A 19,389-nucleotide genomic window follows, 5' to 3' on the forward strand; every position below is an offset into this window, starting at 1 on the left:
GGTTCTCCGCACCCGGGGAATACGCGGCCTAGCAATGAAATGGATGACTATCGATCTGTTTGTCGAATTATGTGGGCCCCGGGCCGGTTCTTGTGGTTCTCTCTTTATCGCCTCGCCGAGCGGTCATGCGGGGTGGCCGCCAAGAAGGCAACCCGCAAATGGCACAAGAAGGTTGTCAACGTTCCGGTGACGTGCACGGTCGTATCCATTCTTCGCAAGCGATTTGCGCGTCTCGCGGCTCCTCGGTGGTAACCGGTCGAAGGAAAGGTCACCGAATGCCCAGCAGCAACAGACCGCCGTCCTCCCTCCGCGGCGTCGTGGCCGGCCTCCAGAACATCGTGTCCCATGCCGACCACCCTGAGTCCGACAAGGTGCGTTCCCAGCTGGACGAGGCCGACAGCGACGAGAGCCTCGGCCGGCAATGACACCGGCGCAGCCGAGGCGCCGGCCCTCACGACTCTGTCCGTGTCGACGACGGTGATCCACGCACGGAGACCAGCGCCACCCACCTCTGTGGTTCAGAGAGGCTGTGGCGGACCGGCCGATGGACGACCGGACGACTCGGTGTCGTCCCGATCGTCCTCCGCGGACACGATGGGTTCATCTTCGCCGGTGTGGGACGACGACGGGACAGCCGAGTCGGTGAGCCGGCGCCGCGTCAGCATGAAAGTCCACTCCGGACCAAGGAACCAGTCAAGATCATTCAAGACGATTTTCCCGTCTGGACGGTCAGCGTGGCCGACTGCTGAAGTCAGCAAACAGCATTGCCCCCGCCGTGTAAACATCCGCACACACCTCGGCGGCATCACCGCAATGCTGTCCCTGGGCGGCCGGATGCTGCCTCCGATCGATGTCTCAGCATGTCGTGCACCTCGACAGTCCGCGACGATCATGGCGCTCTCCCGCCTGAGACGCCGACGAAACCCCAGGTCGAGACGTTGGTCCCGCCGCTGTCGTCCCTGTGCACTTTGACTGTGGGCAGTCTCCGCGATCACAACAGTGAGAGAGGCATCGCTGTGGATTCACCCCTCCAATTACCGAAAGCCCGTCACGTGTCGGAGCCGCCGGTGACCCGTTCCCAACATTGCCACGAGGTCGCAGAGTCGGCGTGCGAATCCCTGGTCGCTTTGGCGGATCGCACAGGCGTCTCGCCGGCGGCACTCCTGGTGCAGGCCTTCGGCGATGTCTTGTCACTGTGGAGCTCCCGGCCACGCTTCGTCGTGTCCTACCGGGACCTGACGGACCCCGGCTCACGGCCGCAGCCGCTGGTCATCGACTCGGATGTCCGATCACCGTTCCTGTCACGGTCCCGCGACCTCGACCGGCGGATGCACCAGGGCGACGGTCATTCCCGCGCGAGCGCGGAACCTGCGGTTCCCGATGTCCTGATCACCTGGCGGACCGGCAACGCCGATGAGAATTCGGCGGAACGGGAATACCCGGCCTGCGACGCGGACGCCGGCCATGAATCCGGGACCGACACCCGGCCCGGCCTCGAATGTGCTCTCGATGCGGGGGTCAGCGGCCTCACCGTGCTCCTCACCTCCCGTGAGGGTCTGTTCATTCCGCGGCTCGCCGAGGACGTACTGGCGAGCCTCCGGGATGTGCTGACGCAACTCGTCGAGCACAGCGAGGCCAGGGCCAGGCTGCCGCAACGCCAGGAGTACGCCCGGCGGCAGGTCAATGACACCTGCAAAGAGGTACCCGGTGGCCTGCTGCACCACCGGTTCTGGGAAGTGGCACGCCGGGTACCGGAGCGGTCGGCCGTCATCGCCCAAGGCCGAAGCGTGAGTTACGGCCAGCTCCAGGCGGCGTCGTCGGCCCTGGCCGACCGGCTCCAGGGCCTGGACGCGGCCCCGAACACTCTGGTGGCGATCGTTCTTGGCAAAGGCTGGAAGCAGGCCGTGGCGACCATCGGCATTCTCGAGTCCGGCGCGGCGTACGTGCCGGTCGATCCGGATCTCCCGCCGGCACGGTTCCATCACCTTCTCCGCCACGCGGCCGTGTCGATCGCGGTCACCGATCAGGACTCGGCCGCCGGGCTGGAGTGGCCGGACGGCATCGAAGTCGTCGTCTTGGACGAAGGCCTGCCGACCGAGCCGGCCCGCGCGGCGCCGCGACACGTGCAGGACGTCTCCGACCTCGCCTACGTCATCTACACCTCCGGGTCGACCGGTGAGCCGAAGGGCGTGATGATCGATCATCGTGGGGCGACGGGCACGGTGTCGGACGTCAACGACCGGTTCCGGGTCAGTGCGGACGACCGAGTCCTGGCGATGACCCCGCTGAGCTTCGACCTGTCGGTGTACGACCTGTTCGGACCGCTCAGTGTCGGTGGAACCCTGGTGATGCCCGATCCCGGCGCCGACAAAGCGCCCTGGCACTGGGCCGACCTGATCCGTGAGCACAGAGTGACGCTGTGGAACTCGGTCCCCGCGATGATGGAAATGCTGACCGGCTACACGCTCGCGCTCCGGGGCCGGTTGCCCGAGTCGCTGCGGCTCTTGTTACTCAGCGGAGACTGGATCCCGGTCACTCTCCCGAAACGCATCCGGGCGCTGGCGTCACAAGACCTTCAGATCGTCAGTCTCGGAGGTGCGACAGAAGCCTCCATCTGGTCGGTCTTCCACCCCATCGGCGATGTGGACGAAACTCTGCCGAGCATCCCGTACGGCAAGCCACTGACGAACCAATGGTTTGACGTACTGGACTGTCACCTGCGACAGCGCCCGGAATGGGTGGCAGGCGACCTCTATGTCGGCGGTTCCGGGGTAGCGCTGGGGTATTGGCGCGACGAGGAGAAGACCCAGGCCGCGTTCATCGTCCACCCGCATACCGGGCAACGCATGTACCGCCTGGGCGACCTCGCCCGATATCTGCCCGACGGAAATCTCGAGTTCCTGGGCCGCAACGACTTCCAGGTCAAGATCAACGGCTTCCGCGTCGAACTCGGCGAGATCGAGGCGACCCTGCTCGCACACCCGCACGTGACGGCGGCCGTCACTGTCGCGCACGGTGACCCGCAGAACGGGAAACGGCTCGTCGCCTACGTGGTGGCCGCGGCCGGCGGCCTGGTCCAGGACATTCGCGCCTTTCTGACCGGCAAGCTGCCGGCCCACATGGTTCCCGCTGACGTGATCCTGCTGGACGCCCTGCCCTTGACCAGGAACGGCAAAGTTGACCGGCAGGCGCTCCCGCCACCTTCGCGGAGCCGTCAACGGTGAGGAGCACGATCCAGGATCCCGGCGCACAGCGAGAAGGGGAGCACAATGTCGTCAGGTTCGTCGAATTTCGCAATGGAACACCTACCGGTGTCACAGGGCGCCGGCGCCCCGCCGGCACCACTGACATTCGGGCAGCTGTCCGTCTTCCGAGTGATGCAGACCCTCCCGTTCGACCGGTGGCCGGAGACCTACCTGAGCCGCGTGCTGCGACTGCCTCGCGGCCGGCGCGACCAGGAGGTCGTGACCGCTCTCCAGATGGTGGCCAGCCGGCACGAGTCGGTCCGCACGCGCTTCGTCGACGACGTCCGGGGACCCACGCAGGAGGTACTCACCGCCGCGAGCCTCGACATCGTGCGGATCGACGAGCCCGGGTGCTCGGAAACTCACGCCAAGGAACTGACCGGACAGGCCGCAGGCCGGCGCTTCGACTGGGAAGCGGGATCGTGCTGGCGAGCGGTACTCATCTCCGACCTCGGTGAGCCGAAGTTCCTGGGTGTCGTCGTGGACCACATCGTCGCCGACGGCCCCGGCCTGCAGCGAATCGTCGGCGAGATCCGAGCCGTCCTGGGTGTCGGGAACAGCTCGGACGTGGCACTGCTCCGGTCGGAACCACCGCAGCCGCGGGAGCTGGCCGTGACTCAGCGGTCAGCGGCGTGGCGCGCCAGACGCGACGCAGCGGTGCGGCGCGTCGATGATTTGCTGAAAGAGCTCTCGCCCGAGGTCTTCCCGAGTCCGGCCGCACCCCGCGAGGGCAGGATTGCCGCCGTTCTGACGTCGGAACAGAGCCGCCGTGCCCTGATCCGTGCCGCTCACCGGTTGGGCACGTCCCCCCACACCGTCATGTTGTGCCTGTACACCATCGCTGCTCGCGCGCTGTTCGAACGGGATGACCTCGCTCTGACGCTGCAGTCGGGGAACCGGGTTCAACCACGATGGCGTGGCATCGTCAGCTCGATGAACCAGTACTCCGCGCTGCCCGTTGCCCGCGTACCGCTGGAAGCCGGCATCACGGGCGTCGCCGCGGAGGTGAACCGGGCCGCCCTCACCGCCTATTCGCACGGTGCTTACGACCTCGATGTCTTCCGGGAACGCGTTCTGCAGGCGCGAGGAACGGAACCGTCGTTCGACAACTTCTTCAACTTCCAAGGTCACGACCTCGAGCGACATGACACACCTGAGGGCCCGTCCGACCCGTCCCGCACCGTGGTGCGGCAGGTCAGCTCCGCCCGGCAGACCGGGCCCCGGCTCGATCTCAAAGTGGGTGGCCGCGAAGCCCTGACGGTGAAACTCCGGGTCGATCCGGCTCTGCTCGGCCAGGAGCGGCTCGGCCGGCTCCTGATGTGGTTCGACTACGAGCTCCAGCAGCTTGCCGTCAGGGCCGACGTCCGAGCGGAGGCGGTTGTCGAACGGTGTCTCGGAGCGATCGGTGCTCGATCGTAGGACGATCGTCGCCAACGGCGGTTCGGTGTCGATCAGGCCGATGCGGTGACTTCGCTCGGCAGCACCGAGCGCGAACCGCTCGCCACCGTGCTCGTGGCCACCTGGTTCAGCCGCCGTCCGACGCGCGGGTCGTCAGCCGTCCGGTCACGCCGGTGACGGTGATCGGCCCGCCGGCGGACAGGTCCAGGTCGAGACCGTCCGGGACCTCTATCTCGTACGCGACGGAGCAGTTGATCGAAATGGTCACTCCCGTGCGCCGGCTGCACGAGGCGTCCACGATCAGCACGGTGTCCTCCCGGCGGTCGCGGAGCTGCGGGCGGCTCGTGGTCCACTCGGCGTGGTGGTGCACGACGAGCGCCGGCCGGCCGCCGCGTACGGTGATCGGCCCGGCCGGGTTGGAGACCACGAGGCGGGCGACCCCGGCGTGCCGCTCGGCGCCGTCCGCACTCCGCCCGTTGATCATGGTGATGGCCGTCGTGCCGCCGATCAGCAGCACCACCCCGGCGTACAGCGATCCGCCGATTCGCCAGCGCCGGCTCACCGGCCCTCCTCCAAGTAGCGCAGCACGGCCAGCACCCGGCGATGGTCGGCACCGGCCGGGGCCAGGCCGAGCTTGCCGAAGATGCTGGTCACGTGTTTCTCCACGGCGTGCCCGCTGACCCCCAGAGCGTCGGCGATCGCGGCGTTGGAGCGGCCCTCGGCCATGGTGGCGAGCACCTCCGTCTCGCGGGTGGTGAGCCGCCCCAGCGGGCTGACGCGGCGGCGGGCGAGCAGCTGGGCCACCACCTCCGGGTCGAGCGCGGTGCCGCCGCCGGCGACCCGGCGCAGCGCCTCGAGGAACTCCTCGACGTCGGCGACCCGGTCCTTCAACAGGTAGCCGAGCCCACCCGCCGGCCGGGTCAGCAGTTCGACGGCGTAGCGCTCCTCGACGTACTGGGACAGCAGCAGAACAGCGACATCCGGCCACCGCTCCTTGATCACCAGGGCCGCCCGGACGCCCTCGTCGCTGAAATCGGGCGGCAGCCGCACGTCCAGCAACGCGAGGTCGGGCCGCTCCCGTTCGACGGCCAGCAGCGCCTCGGCCGCGCCGGCCACGGCGGCGACCACCTCGATGCCGTCGCCGGTGAGCAGTTCGACCAGCCCGGCTCGCAGCAGCACCGAGTCCTCGGCCATCACGACCCGCACGGCAGCACCACCTCCACCAGAGTCGGCCCGCCGGGCGGGCTCTCGATCCGCAGCCGGCCGTCGACCGAGCCGGCCCGCTGGGCCAGGCCGCGCAGACCCCCGCCGGGCCGGTCGGTCGCGCCGCCCGCACCGTCGTCGAGCACGGTGAGCCGCAGCATGTCCCGCGCGCGGACCACGGCCACCTCGACCCTGGTCGCGCGCGCGTGGCGGGTCACGTTCGTCAGTGCCTCGGCGACCACGAAGTAGGCGATCGCCTCGATCTCCGGCGGGCAGCGCCGGGCCACGTCGACACGCAGGTCCACCGGGTGCGGCTGCCTGGCCACCAGCCCGGAGAGGGCCGCGTCCAGCCCGCGGTCGGTCAGCACGGCCGGGTGCAGTCCGCGGACGAGGTCGCGCAGCTCGGCCAACGCCGCCTTGGCCTGCGCGTGCGCCTCACCGACCGAGTCCCGGGCCGGACCCGCCGGAAGGGCGGCGCGGGTCAGGCCCAGCTTCAGGGCCAGCGCGACCAGGCGCTGCTGGGCGCCGTCGTGCAGGTCACGCTCGATCCGGCGGCGCTCGGCGTCGGCCGCGGCGACCGTGTCCGCCCGGGCCCGGGCCAGCTCCCGCAGGCGGGCGGTCAGCGCCTCGGTGACATCGGGACCGAGGAGACGGCGAGCCAGCACCACATCGAGCCGGGCGAGCCCCCGGGCGGCGAGGGCCGCCGCGGCCGGCACGCCGGCCGCCGCCGGGATCAGCGCGGGCCGCTGGACCGCGGCGACGAGCAGACCGATACCGGCCGACCAGGCCCCCGCCACGACGGCGAAGGCGATCAGGTTGTACGGCAGGGCGATCAGGTGGTACGCGATCTGCTTGCGCGCCGCCGCGCCCTCGTCGACGGTGACGCCGAGCAGGGCGGAGAACCGGGCCCGCTGGGCCGAGCTCCGCCACGCCACGGTCCGTCCCCGCGCCGGGGCCACCAGCACCACGACACCGAGCAGCGCGACCGGGAGCCCGGTCAGCGTGTGCACCGTGGCCCGCCAGACACCGCGCTTCATCGCCGTCGATGGTAAGGCCGTCCCTACCCCGCGGGTAAGGCCCGCCGGGTTCTCCCGCGCCGCCCGCTCCCCCACGCTGGAGCGGTCCTGTCATCGACCTCTCTGGAGCATCCGATGTGGCTCACCACCACGCTGATCACGGCTGTCCTCGCCGCGACCCCCGGCTCGGCCGGGCTGGGCGACCGGCTGTATCCGTTGCTCGGCAACGGCGGATACGACGTGCGGAACTACGAACTGACGCTGTTCCACGCCCGCACGGACCCGAAGCAGACCGTCTCCGGCACCGTCACCCTCACCGCCGTCGCCACCCAGAACCTGTCCCGCCTCGACCTCGACTTCTCCGGCGACGCGGTCGGCGGGGTGTCGGTGGAGGGGCGTCCGGCGGCGTTCACCCGCGACGGCGCCGAGCTGATCGTCACACCCGGGCGCCGGCTGCCGGCCGGGCACCGTTTCACCCTGACAGTCACCGGTTTCACCGCCACGCCGACGGTGCCGGTCCCCGCCTCCGACGAGATGATGGGCTTCCTCACCACGCCCGACGGCACCGTGCTGGCCGGGCAGCCGACCGCCGCGCAGGAGCTGTTCCCGGGCAACAACCATCCCCGGGACAAGGCGACCTGGACGATCGCCCTCACGCATCCGGCCGGCTGGACCGCCACGGCCAGCGGCGTGCGTACCGGCACGCGCACCGAAGGCGGCTACGTCACCGACACCTTCCGCGAGGCGAATCCCATGGCCACCGAGCTGGTGCAGGTGGCGGTCGGCGACTTCGCCGTCCGGGACCGCCGCCCCGCCGGATCCACCCCGATCCGCGACGTGGTGCCCCGTCGTCTGGCCGGGCAGCTGCTGCCCCGCCTCGAGCAGGAGCGCGAACAGCTGACGTGGATGGAGGGCAAGGTCGGCCCGTACCCGTTCGACACCTACGGCTCCCTGGTCGTCGACGCCGAGCTGGGCGGCGGCCTGGAGACCCAGACCTTGTCGCTGTACGACACCGGCCTGTTCACCGAGTCCGATGCCATGGGCGTCAGCCAGCTGATGACCCACGAGGTGGCGCATCAATGGTTCGGCGACAGCGTCTCGCCGTGGTCGTGGGAGGACGTCTGGCTGAACGAGGGACACGCGCACTACTACGAGTTGCTGCACGCGGAGGAGACCGGCACGTTCGGCGTCTACGGTGGCCTGCCCGACCGGGCGGCCTACTTCGCCGCGATCCACCGGATGAGCGACCAGCTGCGCGCCGAGAACGGTCCGGTGGGCGCGCCCCGGGACGGCGACGAGTTCTTCCACGTCTTCAACCCGAACGTCTACCAGGGCGGAGCCTTGGTCCTGTACGCCCTGGAGAAGAAGCTCGGCGCGGCGAGATTCAACCGGCTGGAGCGGGAGTGGGTCACGCAGTACCGCGGCCGGTCGGCCTCGACCCGGGACTTCATCGCCCTGGCGTCCCGTGTCGCCGGGCAGGACCTGACCCGCTTCCTGAACGACTGGCTCTACGGCGAGACCACCCCGCCGCTTCCCGCCGGCCCCACGAAGGCTGGGATCGGCGGGGAGCGGCCGCTCGGCGGCGAGATCAGCCGCCGGTGATGGACCAGTGCCACGCCTCCGACGGCAGGTTCTTGTAGCCGTACTCGGCGGCGTGCGCGGTCAGCCACTTGAAGGCCGGGCTGCCCGACGTCAGGGTGCGGCCGCCCGACGTCATGTCGACGGCGAGGCCGATCTCGTGCAGGGACCGGCCCGGGATCGCGGTCGGCACGCGGCACGAGGAGGCCGGCGCGGTGTAGACGTCCGGGCAGCCGTTGATCTTGCGCAGTTCGATCTGGCGCTGCTTGGTGCGGAAGCCGCCGCCGGACATGACGATGCCGTCCTTGCGGGCGTCGGCGAGCATGCGGCCGAAGGCGAAGGCCACGCTCTTGTGCACGGTGATGCCCTCGACCGTGGTCGCGTCGGCCGTGGAGAAGCTGGCGCGGACCTGGTTGACGACGGCGCTGCTGAGGCCGGCGGCCTGCGCCGTGTACGCGCCGCGCGTGTCCAGGGCGACCAGCCGCTGCTGGTTGGTGCGGACCGCCGTCGCCATGCGCTCGTAGTTCGTGGTGGCGCTGTCGAGGCTCGTTGTGGCCGTGCTCGCGGTGGCCTGCGCGGTCTTGAGGGCCGTGGCCGCCGCGGTCGCCTGGGTGCGGCGGATGATGGTCGCGTTCGCGCGGGCGGTGACGGCTTCCTTGGCGGTGGTCACGGCGGCGGCGTTGCGGGGCCGCTGCTGCGAGACCACGGTGAGCCGGTTGCGCGCGGTGGCCAGGGCCTCGCGGGCGATCGCATACCGGGTACGGGCGGCCGAGTCGTTGGCCACGGCGACCGCGAGCGCGTTCTGGGCGGTCGTGTGCTCGGTGGTGCGGGTCTTCACCTGCGCGGCCCGGGTGGCGAGCGTGGTGCGCTGGGTGGCGAGGGTGCCGGCCAGCTTCACGTACGCGGGGCTGGGGGTGAGGCTCTGCCGCATGAGCGACGCCCATTGCGTGGCGGCCTGGGGCACGGCGGCCTCGGCGGGCGCGACGCCCGTACCGGCGGCGGTCAGGACGGCGGCGAGGCCGGCGACCACGGCGGTGGCGGACCGCCGCACGTGGCCACGGACTCGGTGACTGGTCTGGGATTCCTGTCGTGTCGTCATCCCGGACGAGTCTCGGGACCGCGAGGTGCGGCTCCGGACCGTCCGGGGTGCGAGACGGTTGCCCGCTCAAGATTGGCGCAAGACCCTCAGCTCTCGAGGATCTGTTTGAGCCGCGCCAGGTCGGCGGCCACGGCGGCCCGGTCGGCGGCGAAGTCCTCGTCGCTCATCCCGGGCTGGCGCCGCAGCGTGAAGACGACCTCGCTCCCGGCGTCGAGCGGCAGCACCCGGAACGGGTTGTGGACGCTGTCCCCGGTCGGCAGGTGCACGTCGTGGTCGAGCACCAGGTGTTCGTTGGGCCCCGCGAAGGTCAGGCGCACCCGGGTCCCGTCCGGCGTGACGACGAACCAGTCGTCGCCGACCCGCTCGACGGCGGTGCCGAGCCCGGGCGCCCAGCCGGGGATGTTCGTCGGATCCGACGCGTACGCGTACACGTCGGCGGGGCTGCGATCCACGTACTCGGCGATGTGCAGCGACTCCGTCGGCATACCCGTCATCATGCCAGCAACCGCCCGCACCGGCACGGCGCGGAGGAAACCGGGTCAGCCGGCCCGCGCGATCGGGAACGCCGGCTCGGGCTCGTCGAGGAAGGCACCGTCGCGCCCGCGCAGGAAGCGGTCGAAGAAGCCGGTGACGTACCGGCTCTGGGTGCGCACGGCCAAGGCCGGATCGAGGGTGCCGATGTCGTCGCGTACCGCCTCCGGGTCCAGCCGCAGGGGCCCGGCCAGCTGCGGCAGCAGCACCTCGGCGTCGGTGAAGGACGCGTGCCGCGAGCCGAGCAGGGTGAAGTCGGCCTTCCAGCCGGTGCTGTGCGCCCAGAACGACGCCCACGACGGGCTGTCCGTGATGTTCTCCCCGGCAGGCCCGTCGGAGCCCATCAGCAGGAACGGCCGGTCCAGCCCGCGCTCGGCGACCGGCGCGAGCACGGCGCCCGGCCGCAGCGGGTCGAGCTCCATCAGGCCGTCGAGGTTGACGCCGGCGTCGATGCGCCGGTCGGCCAGCATCGCGGCGGCCGCCGTGTAGCCACCGGCGGAGTGCCCGGCCATGCCGATCGCGGACAGGTCGACACGGCCGTGCAGGCCGGCGGCGGTCACGGCGGGGAGCTGGTCGAGGACGAAGGAGGTGTCGGCGACGCGGGTGGCCATCATCCGCGTCACCCACGGTACGGTCGGCTCGGCCCCTTCCAGCACGACCAGCCGGCCGTCGGGGAACTCCACCTCGGGCGACTCGCCGGTGTTGTCGATCGTCACCACGAGGTAGCCGGCGCTCGCCAGCGCCGAGACCAGCGTGGTGGACCAGGTGCGCGGTTCCCCCAGCCCCGGCGACCACAGCACCACCGGCAGCCGGCCGGCCCGCCGGTCGACCGGGGCGTTCAGCGCGACATCAGTACGGATCCTCGCCCAGTCCACCCGCCCGGCGGGCAGCCCGAGTCCCAGATAGTCGTCGGCGGTGACGGCATCGAAGTGCGCCGCCGCCCGCTCGAGCATGTAGGGCGCCGCCGGCCCGGGCCGCCCGGCCGCCGCGGGATAGAACAGGCTGACCATGAGCTCGCGCCCGCCCCGGTCGTGGTCCACGAGATGCAGCACCGTCGCACCGACCGGCGCGGAACCGCTGGGCCCGGGCAACGAGGGCCGCGACGAAGCAGAAGCCGGCGTCGCACCGAGCAGCGCAACAGTCGCCAGGACGGCGACAACTGTCCGAAGTGTCATCCGGCGACGCTAGAAGCCGGAAGCCGCCCGGCGCGTACTACTGGAGGACCATCTTCGACATGGTCCTCCAGTAGGGTCGCGTCACCCGCCGAAGAGGGCGAACCGCTCCCGGCTCGAGCCGCCGATCGCCGTGAAGGCGCCGCCGGCCGCGACCCACCGGTGGGCCGGGTCGGCGGACAGAGCCTGCACGCCGATGGCGCCGTTCGCGCGCGGGTTCCAGCCGGTCAGCCGGCCCCGGTCGTCGAGGGCGGCGAGCTTGACCCGGGACGCGTAGCCGGCCTTGCAGCCGCGCTGGCTGATGGTGCTGGTGGACTTGCAGGCGCGGTCGAAGTGCCCGCCGACGTAGGTGGTGCGGCCCAGCACGGCGAGCGTGTGCACGTCGCCGTCGAAGAGGTGGGTCCAGCGCACGCGGCCGGCCGGGGTGTAGCCGACGGCCCGTCCGCCGGGGCCGCCCGTGGCGGTGCTCAGCCCGCTCGGCGAGACGGCGAGGTCCATGACGGTGGCCGGGGCGACCGGCCGGAATGCCTTGATCAGCCGGCCGTCGCCGGTGGACACGGCCGCCAGGCGCCGGGCCACCGTGCCGTTGACCTTGTGGAAGTCGCCGCCGAGGTAGAGCCGCGTACGCGTGACGGCCAGCGCCCGCACCCGCGTGTCGGCGGCGGTACGGAAGCCGCGGTCCAGGGCGCCGGACGCGTGGCGGAACGCGACGATGTTGCCGCGGCGGGCGCCGTCGACGGAGCTGAACTGCCCGGCGGCGTACACCCGGCCCTGGCCGATCGCGAGGCTGGTGACGCCGCCGCTGACGCGCGGGGCCCAGCGGGACAGCTTGCCCGAGCTGTCGAAGCGGGCGAGCTTGCTGCGGCGCAGCCCGTTGATCTCGGTGAAGTCGCCGCCGGCGTAGAGGCTGCCGCCGGCGACGGCCAAGGCGCGCACGGTTCCCTTGGCGACGGGGTTCCACGGCAGGACCGCCCCGGTACGCGCGTCAAAGGCGACCAGCCGCTTCCGCACGTACGTCCGGCCGTGCGACTTCACCGACGTGAACGACCCGCCGGCGTAGACCGTGTTGCCGCGGAACGCGATGGCCCACACGGTGGAGTTGAATTCGGGGGCGCCCCGCGAGGCGGCCCGGGCAGGGTTGATGAAGGCGGGCGCGACCACCAGGGCGGGCGTCGCGACAAAAGCAGTGAGTAGCAGTCTGGCTACTTTGAGTAGGCGCACATGATCATCAACGGACCGGCCCCGGAGAAGGTTGCGCGGCGATCTTGGCCGCCTGGATCTGCTCGTACACGTGGGTGCGCAGCGCCGTGAACCGCGGGTCGGCCCGGGTGTGCAGCTGGTTGCGCTTGTCCGGCAGGTCGACGGTCAGCTCGTCCTGGATCACGGTCGGCGACGCGGACAGCATGATCACCCGCTGCCCCAGATAGACAGCCTCGTCGATGTCATGCGTGACGAAGAGAATCGTCACACCCAGCCGCTGCCACAGCGACCGCACGAGGTCCTCGAGATCGGCCCGCGTCTGCGCGTCCACGGCCGCGAACGGCTCGTCCATCAGCAGGATCGACGGCTCGTAGGCCACGGCCCGCGCGATCGCCACCCGCTGCTGCATCCCGCCGGACAACTGCCACGGGTACGCGGTCTCGGTCCCCTCCAGCCCCACAGCTTGCAACGCCTCCCCCACCAAACTGTTCACTCGGCCCCGGGGGAGCTTCTTCTGCCTGAGTGGTAAAGCCACGTTGTCGCGCACCGACATCCACGGGAACAGGCTGCGCCCGTACTCCTGGAAGACGACCGCCATCCCGGCCGGCGGCCCGGCCACCGGGGCCGAGTCCACGCGCACCGTCCCGCCGCTCGGCTCCAGGAGCCCGCCGATGCAGCGCAGCAGCGTGGTCTTCCCGCACCCGGACGGCCCGACCAGGCAGACCAGCTCGCCCGCCCCGACCGTGAACGTCAGCTCCCGCAGGGCTTCCACCTCGCGCCGGTCCGTCCGATAGACCTTGCGCAGTCCGATGACCTCGAGCACGACCGGGACCTCACCCTTTCCGCTGCGCGGACCGCAGCCCGTGGTACCAGCCCAGCGCGGCCCGCTCGGCCAGGCGGAACAACTCGGACAGAGCGAAGCCGAGCAGCCCCAGCAGCAGGATCCCGCTCCACATCTCCGGGATGGCGAAGCTGCGCTGGAACTGCACGACGGTGAAGCCGAGGCCGTTGCTGGCCGCGAACATCTCGCTGATCACCATGAGGATGATCGCGATGGACAGGGCCTGGCGCAGCCCGGTGACGATCTGCGGCGACGCGGCCGGCAGGAGCAGGTGCCGCAGGCGGGCGGCCCCGCTGATCCCGTACGACCGGCTGGTGTCCGACAGCACCGAGTCGACCGCGCGCACGCCCTCCACAGTGTTCAGCAACACTGGCCACACACAGCCGAAGGCGATCACGATGACCTTCATCGAGGTGCCGATGCCGGCGAAGAGCATGATCACGGGTACGAGCACCGGCGGCGGGATCGCCCGGAAGAACTCGAGCACCGGCTCGGCGGCGGCCCGCAGCCGTTTCGACACGCCGATCGCGACACCGATCGTCACTCCGGCCACCGCGGCCAGCGCGTATCCCGCGAGCAGCCGGCCGAGGCTGGGCAACACGTCGGCGCGCAGCCGATCGGGCGTCCACGTGTCCTTGAAGGCGACCAGGATCGTCCGCAGGGGCGGCGCGTAGAAGTTCTCGCTGCTCAACGACGCGGCGAACCAGATCGCGAAGAGCACGGCCGGCAACGACACGACCATCAGCAACCGCCGGATCACAAGGCCACCTCGCCCCGGACCGACTGGTGCCACGCGAGGAAGCGGCGCTCGGCGAGCCGGGCGCCCACGTTGATCAGGACGCCGAGCACGCCCGTGACGACGATCATCGCGTACATGACGGGCACCGCGCCCGAGCTCTGCGCGACCGCGATGACCGCGCCCAGCCCCGGCGAGCCGATCACCAGTTCGGCGGTGACGGCGAGCACCAGGGCGACGGCCGCCGCGAGCCGGATGCCCGTGAAGACGTAGGGCAGCGCGGTGGGCCAGAGCACGTGCCGCACCCGGGCCCACGGGCTGAACCGGAAGCTGCGCGCGGTCTCGTCGGCGACCGGGTCCACGTCGGCCACGCCGTAGAGGACCTGGACGAGCACTTGCCAGAAGGCCGCGTACACGATCAGCAAGAGGGAGGATCCGAGGCCGGTGCCGTACAGCAGGACCGCGAGCGGGATGAGCGCGACCGACGGGATGGGCCGCAGGAACTCGATCGTGGAGGCGGTCCACGCGCGCAGCACGGGGACCGCGCCGACGAGCAGGCCGGCCGCGACGCCCGCGGTGACCGCCACGGCCAGGCCGATCGCCCACGCGACGAGGGTGTCGCCGACGGCGGTCCAGAAGGAGGCGGTGGCGGCCTCGCGGCCCAGCGCGGCGGCGATCCCGCTGGCCGGCGGCAGGTAGTCCGGGCTGACCACGCCGAGCCGGGGCAGCAGCTCGGCCAGGGCCACCAGCGCGGCCAGGCCGGACAGGCGCAGGATCACGGCAGGATCTTCGCGGGGTCGGGGGTGGCGCCGTCGAAGATGCCGTCCTGCACGCCGAGCTTCGCGAGCGTGTCGACCGAGGCGGTGTTGATCTCGGCGGGCCACTTCGGCAGGGTCAGCGCCGCGCGGGCCTTCTCCTCGATCTTCGTGTACGTCCCCAGCACCGCCCGCACCTCGTCGGGGTGCGCGTCCGCGTAGGTCAGCGACTCGGTGATCGCCTCGCCGAACCGCTTGACGAGGTCGGAGTTCTCGCCGGCGAGCTTGGCCGACGTGAAGTACGCGGCCACGGTGAGGTCGGGCGCCGCGTCGACGTAGTTCCAGGCGACGACCCGCCCGCCCGCGCCGGTGATCGCCGACAGGGAGGGCTCGACGGCCCAGGCCGCGTCGACCTGCCCCTGTTCCACGGCGGCGGGCATGGTCGCGAACGGCATCTCGACGAAGCTGATGCCGCTCGGATCACCGCCGGCCTTGCGCACGGATTCGCGTACGGTGGTGTCGCCGATGTTCTTGAGGGTGTTGACCGCGATCTTCTTGCCCGCCAGATCGGCCGGCTTGGTGATCGGGCTGTCCTTGCGCACGGCGACGCCGCCGAAGTCCTTGCCCGCCTCGCCGGTGGAGGCGACGCCGTTGGCCACGATCGTGACCGGCACGTTCTTGGTCTGGGCGACCAGCAGCGAGGTGATGTTGCTGAAGCCGAACTGGAACTGCCCGCTGACCACGCCGGGCACGATGGCCGCACCGCCCTGGCCGCTCTCCATGGTCAGCTCGATCTTGCGACCGGCGAAGAAGCCCTTCTGCTGCCCGAGATAGATCGGCGCGACGTCGACGATCGGAATCACCCCGACCTTGACCTGGTCGATGCCATTCTCGGTGGTGGTGCCGCCGCCGCCCGAGGAGCCGCATCCGGCCCCGGCGGCGAGGGCGAGCGCGGTGAGACCCGCGACGATCCGGCGCATGGACGACCCCCCGGGAGATTTGCCGTTGTGCGGCATACGCACGTAAGTTCTCAGAGAGAACGTAAGGGTGTGGCCTGGGTCACGTCAATGATCGAGATCGATTCCTGGGGGTGCCGGTGGGTTTGTTCGACGGGGTGCTGGCCGCGGGGCCGGTGCGCGCTGCCACCACTGACCGGGCCTACGTGCGCGCCCTGCTCGACGCCGAGTCCGCCCTCGCCCTGGCCGCCGCGGACGCCGGGCTCGCCGATCCGGACCAGGCCCGGGCCGTGGCCGACGCCGGCACCACGCTCGACGTCGACATCGCGGCGCTCGGGCAGGAGGCCGCGCTCACCGGCAACCCGGTCGTGCCACTGATCACGCGGCTGCGCGCGGCCGTGCCCGCCGCCGTCGCGCCGGTCGTGCACCGCGGCGCCACGAGCCAGGACATCGTCGACACGGCCACGATGCTGGTCGCCCACCGCGCGCTCGGGCCGCTGCTCGACGATCTCGCGGCGGTCACCGGACGGGTGGCCGCGCTCGCCGACACCCACCGGACGACGCTGATCGCCGCCCGGACGCTGCTGCAACAGGCGCTGCCGACGACGTTCGGGCTGGTGGCGGCGGGATGGCTGGGCGGGCTCGACACAGCGCGGCGCCGGCTCGGGGAGGTGCGGCGCACCCGGCTCGCCGTGCAGCTGGGCGGGGCGGCGGGCACCCTGGCGGCGTACGAGCGGGAGAAGGCGCCGGCGCTCGTCGGCGCGTACGCGAAGCGCCTGGGTCTCGCCGAGCCGGAGCTGCCGTGGCACACCGAGCGCACCCGCGTCGCGGACCTGGCCACCGCGCTGGGCACGACCGCCGGCGCCGCCGCCAAGGTGGCCAGGGACCTCACCTTGTACGCGCAGACCGAGGTCGGCGAGATCTCCGAAAGCGGCGCGGGCGGCGGCTCGTCGACGCTGCCCCACAAGCGCAACCCGGTGCACGCCATCAGTGCGCTGGCGGCCGCCGCGGACACGCCCGGGCTGGTGGCCACGGTGCTCGCCGCGATGCCGCACGAGTACCAGCGGGCGGCCGGCGCCTGGCAGGCCGAGTGGCTGCCGCTGCGCGACCTGCTCGTGGCGACCGGCTCGGCCGTGCACCGGCTGCGCCAGTCGCTCGACAGCCTCGAGGTGCACACCGGCCGGATGCGCGCCAACCTCGACCTGACCGGCAGCGCGCTGCTGGCCGAGCGGGTCGCCGGCGCGCTGGGCCCCGGCTTCGCCGACGTGGTGCGGGAGGCCACCCGGCGCGGCGACCTGGCCCACGACCCGGCCATCACCGCACGGCTGAGCCCGGCCGAGATCGAGCGGCTGCTCGACCCGGCCGGCTATCTGGGCAGCGCGGACACGCTGATCGACCGGGCGCTGCGGGCGGCGGGCCGATGATCGTCCACCACGAGGTCACCGGGCCCGCGGACGCGCCGCCGCTGCTGCTGATCAACTCGCTCGGGGCGGACCTGCGGATGTGGGACCCGCAGATGCCCGCCCTCGCGGACCGGTTCCGGATCATCCGGTACGACGCCCGCGGTCACGGCCGGTCCCCCGTCCCGCCGGGCCCGTACTCGCTCGCCGACCTGGGCGGGGACGCGATCGCGCTGCTGGACCATCTCGGTGTCGGCCGGGCGCACGTGTGCGGGCTGTCGCTGGGCGGGATGACGGCGATGTGGCTGGCCGCGCATCATCCGTCGCGGGTCGGCCGGCTGGTGCTGTGCTGCACGTCGGCGCTGCTCGGGCCGCCGTCGGCGTGGGCTTCCCGGGCGGCGACGGTTCTCGCCGGCGGCACCGCCGCCGTTGCTGACGCGGTGGTCGATCGGTGGGTAGTTTCCGCGGACAAATCGGACTTACGGGCCATGATCGCGGCGACTGACCCCATTGGTTATGCCGGGGCATGTGCAGCGATCGAGCACATGGATCTGCGCGCGGACATTCCGGGCATTGTGGCGCCGACGCTCGTGATCGCCGGCGCCGACGACCCGGCCACGCCACCCGCCCACGGCGCCGCCATCGCCGCGGCCATCCCCGGCGCCCGGCTCTCGGTCGTGCCCGGCGCCCACCTCGCCACCTGGGAACATCCCGCGATCGTCAACCCCCTGCTGCTGGAGGCCCTCGATGACTGACGCCTACGCCGACGGCATGGCGGTCCGGCGCGACGTGCTCGGCGACGCGCACGTCGACCGGGCGGTCGCCGCCACGACGCCGTTCACGGAGCCGTTCCAGGACTTCATCACCCGCTACGCGTGGGGCGACGTGTGGACGCGGGAGGGACTGGACCGGCGCACGCGCAGTTGCGTCACTCTGGGCGTACTGACCGCTCTGGGGTGTCATGACGAGATCGCCATGCACGTGCGCGCGGCGCTGCGCAACGGCCTGACCCGCGAGGAGATCGCGGAGGTCCTGCTGCACACCGCGGTCTACGCGGGCGTGCCCGCCGCGAACGCGGCCTTCAAGATCGCGCAGGCCACCCTGGACGAGACTCCGTGACCGGCCGCGAGCCGCACTTCGTCCAGTCCCTCGAGCGTGGCCTCGCCGTCATCCGCGCCTTCGACGCCGGCCGCCCCGAACTCACCCTCAGCGACGTCGCCCGCCACTGCGACCTCACCCGCGCCGCCGCCCGCCGCTTCCTGCTCACCCTGACCGACCTCGGCTACGTCCGCACCGACGGCCGGCTGTTCTCGCTGACCCCGCGCGTGCTCGAGCTCGGCTACTCGTTCCTGAGCAGCCTGTCCCTGCCCGAGGTGGCCCAGCCCCACCTCGAGGACCTGGCCGCCCGCGTCCACGAGAGCTCCTCCCTCTCGGTCCTCGACGGCGACGACATCGTGTACGTGGCCCGCGTCCCCACCCGCCGCATCATGACCGTGGCCATCAACGTCGGCACCCGCTTCCCCGCCTACGCCACCTCCATGGGCCGCGTCCTGCTGGCCGCCCACCCCGACGACACGTTCCTGTCCCGCATCAAGCTGGCCCCGCTCACCGCCCGCACTCTCACTCGCGCCGACGACCTCAAGACCGAGCTGCTCCGGGTACGCAACCAGGGCTGGGCCCTCGTCGACCAGGAACTCGAAGAAGGCCTCCGCTCCCTCGCAGCTCCGGTCCGCGACCGCACCGGCATCGTCGTCGCCGCCGTCAACATCTCGGTCCACGCCTCCCGCACGTCCGTCGCCGACATGCGCGAAACCCTCCTCCCCGCCCTCCTCGAAACAGCCGCCGCCATCGAGGCCGACCTCCGCGCCACCACCCGCCCCTGACCGGCCGGCCTCAGCCGCAGGGTCGCGGACCAGCCGGCGCGCAAATGGTGATGGCGACGTCGAAGGTCTTCCGGTACGCGATGCCCCCGGCGCGGTAGCGCACGGTTATGCCCTCGATCCGGCTCGTCGCCCCGGGCACCGGGAACTCGTAGAGGACCTCGACGCTGCTGTCCTCGCTCTGCGGGCGGATCGTGTAGCCGGCGACCCGGTGCCGGACCGGAAGCCGCCAGTCCGTGGGCAAGGGCAGCTGGTAACCGCTGACCGCCCCGGATCTTGTTTGCCGCCCGCCTTTGTGCAGGTCACCGTGGTCCACCGCATGGTCGGACACGCACGCGTCCGCACCGCTCGTCCGGGCTCTGGCCGAGAGCTCTTTGCT

The 19,389-nt window shown here is 71.6% G+C and carries 20 protein-coding genes; 8 read left to right on the forward strand and 12 right to left on the reverse strand.

All coding sequences use genetic code 11. The features are described 5' to 3' along the window. The first annotated feature begins 275 nt into the window (after window positions 1-275). The 3 genes from RAN62_RS06570 to RAN62_RS06580 all read left to right on the forward strand — a co-directional run bounded on the left by RAN62_RS06570 (window position 276) and on the right by RAN62_RS06580 (window position 4,664). Window positions 276-425: a hypothetical protein gene (locus RAN62_RS06570; RefSeq protein ID WP_305783563.1), complete on the forward strand. Its 150-nt coding sequence runs from the start codon at window positions 276-278 to the stop codon at window positions 423-425. 642 nt (window positions 426-1,067) lie between these two features. Further along, window positions 1,068-3,224, forward strand: a complete 2,157-nt coding sequence (locus RAN62_RS06575) for an amino acid adenylation domain-containing protein (RefSeq protein WP_305783564.1) — start codon at window positions 1,068-1,070, stop codon at window positions 3,222-3,224. 45 nt (window positions 3,225-3,269) lie between these two features. After that, window positions 3,270-4,664 (forward strand): condensation domain-containing protein, encoded by a 1,395-nt coding sequence (locus RAN62_RS06580; RefSeq protein WP_305783565.1) that lies wholly within the window; start codon window positions 3,270-3,272, stop codon window positions 4,662-4,664. A gap of 106 nt (window positions 4,665-4,770) precedes the next feature. Here RAN62_RS06580 and RAN62_RS06585 read toward each other — a convergent pair whose 3' ends face one another. From RAN62_RS06585 to RAN62_RS06595, 3 genes are read right to left on the reverse strand one after another with little or no spacing between them, the layout of a single operon-like run. Further along, a complete protein-coding gene (locus tag RAN62_RS06585) occupies window positions 4,771-5,205 on the reverse strand; it encodes a hypothetical protein (RefSeq protein ID WP_305783566.1) in 435 nt (144 codons plus the stop codon). Beyond that, complete coding sequence (locus RAN62_RS06590; protein ID WP_305783567.1) at window positions 5,202-5,849, reverse strand: response regulator; 648 nt, start codon at window positions 5,847-5,849, stop codon at window positions 5,202-5,204. Before RAN62_RS06590 ends, RAN62_RS06585 begins: the two co-directional genes overlap by 4 nt. Then, entirely contained in the window at window positions 5,837-6,883 is a 1,047-nt protein-coding gene (locus RAN62_RS06595) for a sensor histidine kinase (RefSeq protein WP_305783568.1), read from the reverse strand. The genes RAN62_RS06590 and RAN62_RS06595 overlap by 13 nt, the downstream gene beginning before the upstream one ends. A gap of 114 nt (window positions 6,884-6,997) precedes the next feature. Between RAN62_RS06595 and RAN62_RS06600 the strand changes: the two genes are divergently transcribed. Then, entirely contained in the window at window positions 6,998-8,464 is a 1,467-nt protein-coding gene (locus RAN62_RS06600; RefSeq protein WP_305783569.1) for a M1 family metallopeptidase, read from the forward strand. Here the strand turns inward: RAN62_RS06600 and RAN62_RS06605 are convergent. From RAN62_RS06605 to RAN62_RS06640, 8 genes are all read right to left on the reverse strand, one after another. Then, the gene (locus tag RAN62_RS06605; protein ID WP_305783570.1) at window positions 8,451-9,539 is read right to left on the reverse strand and encodes a M15 family metallopeptidase; all 1,089 of its coding nucleotides are present in this window, start codon (window positions 9,537-9,539) and stop codon (window positions 8,451-8,453) included. The two genes, RAN62_RS06600 and RAN62_RS06605, sit on opposite strands and share 14 nt — an antisense overlap. An 86-nt stretch (window positions 9,540-9,625) precedes the next feature. After that, window positions 9,626-10,024, reverse strand: coding sequence for an SRPBCC family protein (locus RAN62_RS06610; protein ID WP_305783571.1), 399 nt, complete (start codon window positions 10,022-10,024; stop codon window positions 9,626-9,628). A gap of 54 nt (window positions 10,025-10,078) precedes the next feature. Further along, complete coding sequence (locus RAN62_RS06615; RefSeq protein WP_305783572.1) at window positions 10,079-11,245, reverse strand: alpha/beta hydrolase family protein; 1,167 nt, start codon at window positions 11,243-11,245, stop codon at window positions 10,079-10,081. 81 nt (window positions 11,246-11,326) lie between these two features. Beyond that, a complete protein-coding gene (locus tag RAN62_RS06620) occupies window positions 11,327-12,403 on the reverse strand; it encodes a hypothetical protein (RefSeq protein WP_305783573.1) in 1,077 nt (358 codons plus the stop codon). Between the two features lie 67 nt (window positions 12,404-12,470). Then, window positions 12,471-13,265 (reverse strand): ABC transporter ATP-binding protein, encoded by a 795-nt coding sequence (locus RAN62_RS06625; RefSeq protein ID WP_305783574.1) that lies wholly within the window; start codon window positions 13,263-13,265, stop codon window positions 12,471-12,473. Window positions 13,266-13,275: 10 nt separating this feature from the next. Continuing rightward, entirely contained in the window at window positions 13,276-14,043 is a 768-nt protein-coding gene (locus RAN62_RS06630; protein ID WP_305783575.1) for an ABC transporter permease, read from the reverse strand. Beyond that, on the reverse strand, window positions 14,040-14,798 hold the full coding sequence (locus RAN62_RS06635) for an ABC transporter permease (protein ID WP_305783576.1): 759 nt from the start codon (window positions 14,796-14,798) through the stop codon (window positions 14,040-14,042). Before RAN62_RS06635 ends, RAN62_RS06630 begins: the two co-directional genes overlap by 4 nt. Continuing rightward, on the reverse strand, window positions 14,795-15,754 hold the full coding sequence (locus tag RAN62_RS06640) for an ABC transporter substrate-binding protein (RefSeq protein WP_305783577.1): 960 nt from the start codon (window positions 15,752-15,754) through the stop codon (window positions 14,795-14,797). Before RAN62_RS06640 ends, RAN62_RS06635 begins: the two co-directional genes overlap by 4 nt. A gap of 116 nt (window positions 15,755-15,870) precedes the next feature. Here RAN62_RS06640 and pcaB point away from each other — a divergent pair, with 116 nt between their 5' ends. Genes pcaB through RAN62_RS06660 form a run of 4 tightly spaced genes read left to right on the forward strand, consistent with a single transcriptional unit; the run spans window position 15,871 to window position 19,013 of the window. Next, window positions 15,871-17,154, forward strand: coding sequence for a 3-carboxy-cis,cis-muconate cycloisomerase (gene pcaB, locus RAN62_RS06645; protein WP_305783578.1), 1,284 nt, complete (start codon window positions 15,871-15,873; stop codon window positions 17,152-17,154). After that, window positions 17,151-17,885: a 3-oxoadipate enol-lactonase gene (pcaD, locus tag RAN62_RS06650; protein WP_305783579.1), complete on the forward strand. Its 735-nt coding sequence runs from the start codon at window positions 17,151-17,153 to the stop codon at window positions 17,883-17,885. The genes pcaB and pcaD overlap by 4 nt, the downstream gene beginning before the upstream one ends. Continuing rightward, a complete protein-coding gene (gene pcaC, locus RAN62_RS06655) occupies window positions 17,878-18,249 on the forward strand; it encodes a 4-carboxymuconolactone decarboxylase (RefSeq protein ID WP_305783580.1) in 372 nt (123 codons plus the stop codon). The genes pcaD and pcaC overlap by 8 nt, the downstream gene beginning before the upstream one ends. Next, window positions 18,246-19,013: an IclR family transcriptional regulator domain-containing protein gene (locus RAN62_RS06660; RefSeq protein ID WP_305783581.1), complete on the forward strand. Its 768-nt coding sequence runs from the start codon at window positions 18,246-18,248 to the stop codon at window positions 19,011-19,013. The genes pcaC and RAN62_RS06660 overlap by 4 nt, the downstream gene beginning before the upstream one ends. Before the next feature lie 10 nt (window positions 19,014-19,023). Here RAN62_RS06660 and RAN62_RS06665 read toward each other — a convergent pair whose 3' ends face one another. Further along, a complete protein-coding gene (locus tag RAN62_RS06665; RefSeq protein ID WP_305783582.1) occupies window positions 19,024-19,341 on the reverse strand; it encodes a hypothetical protein in 318 nt (105 codons plus the stop codon). Window positions 19,342-19,389 lie beyond the last annotated feature (48 nt).

It is taken from the genome of Symbioplanes lichenis (assembly GCF_030709675.1).
Taxonomy (GTDB): domain Bacteria; phylum Actinomycetota; class Actinomycetes; order Mycobacteriales; family Micromonosporaceae; genus Actinoplanes; species Actinoplanes lichenis.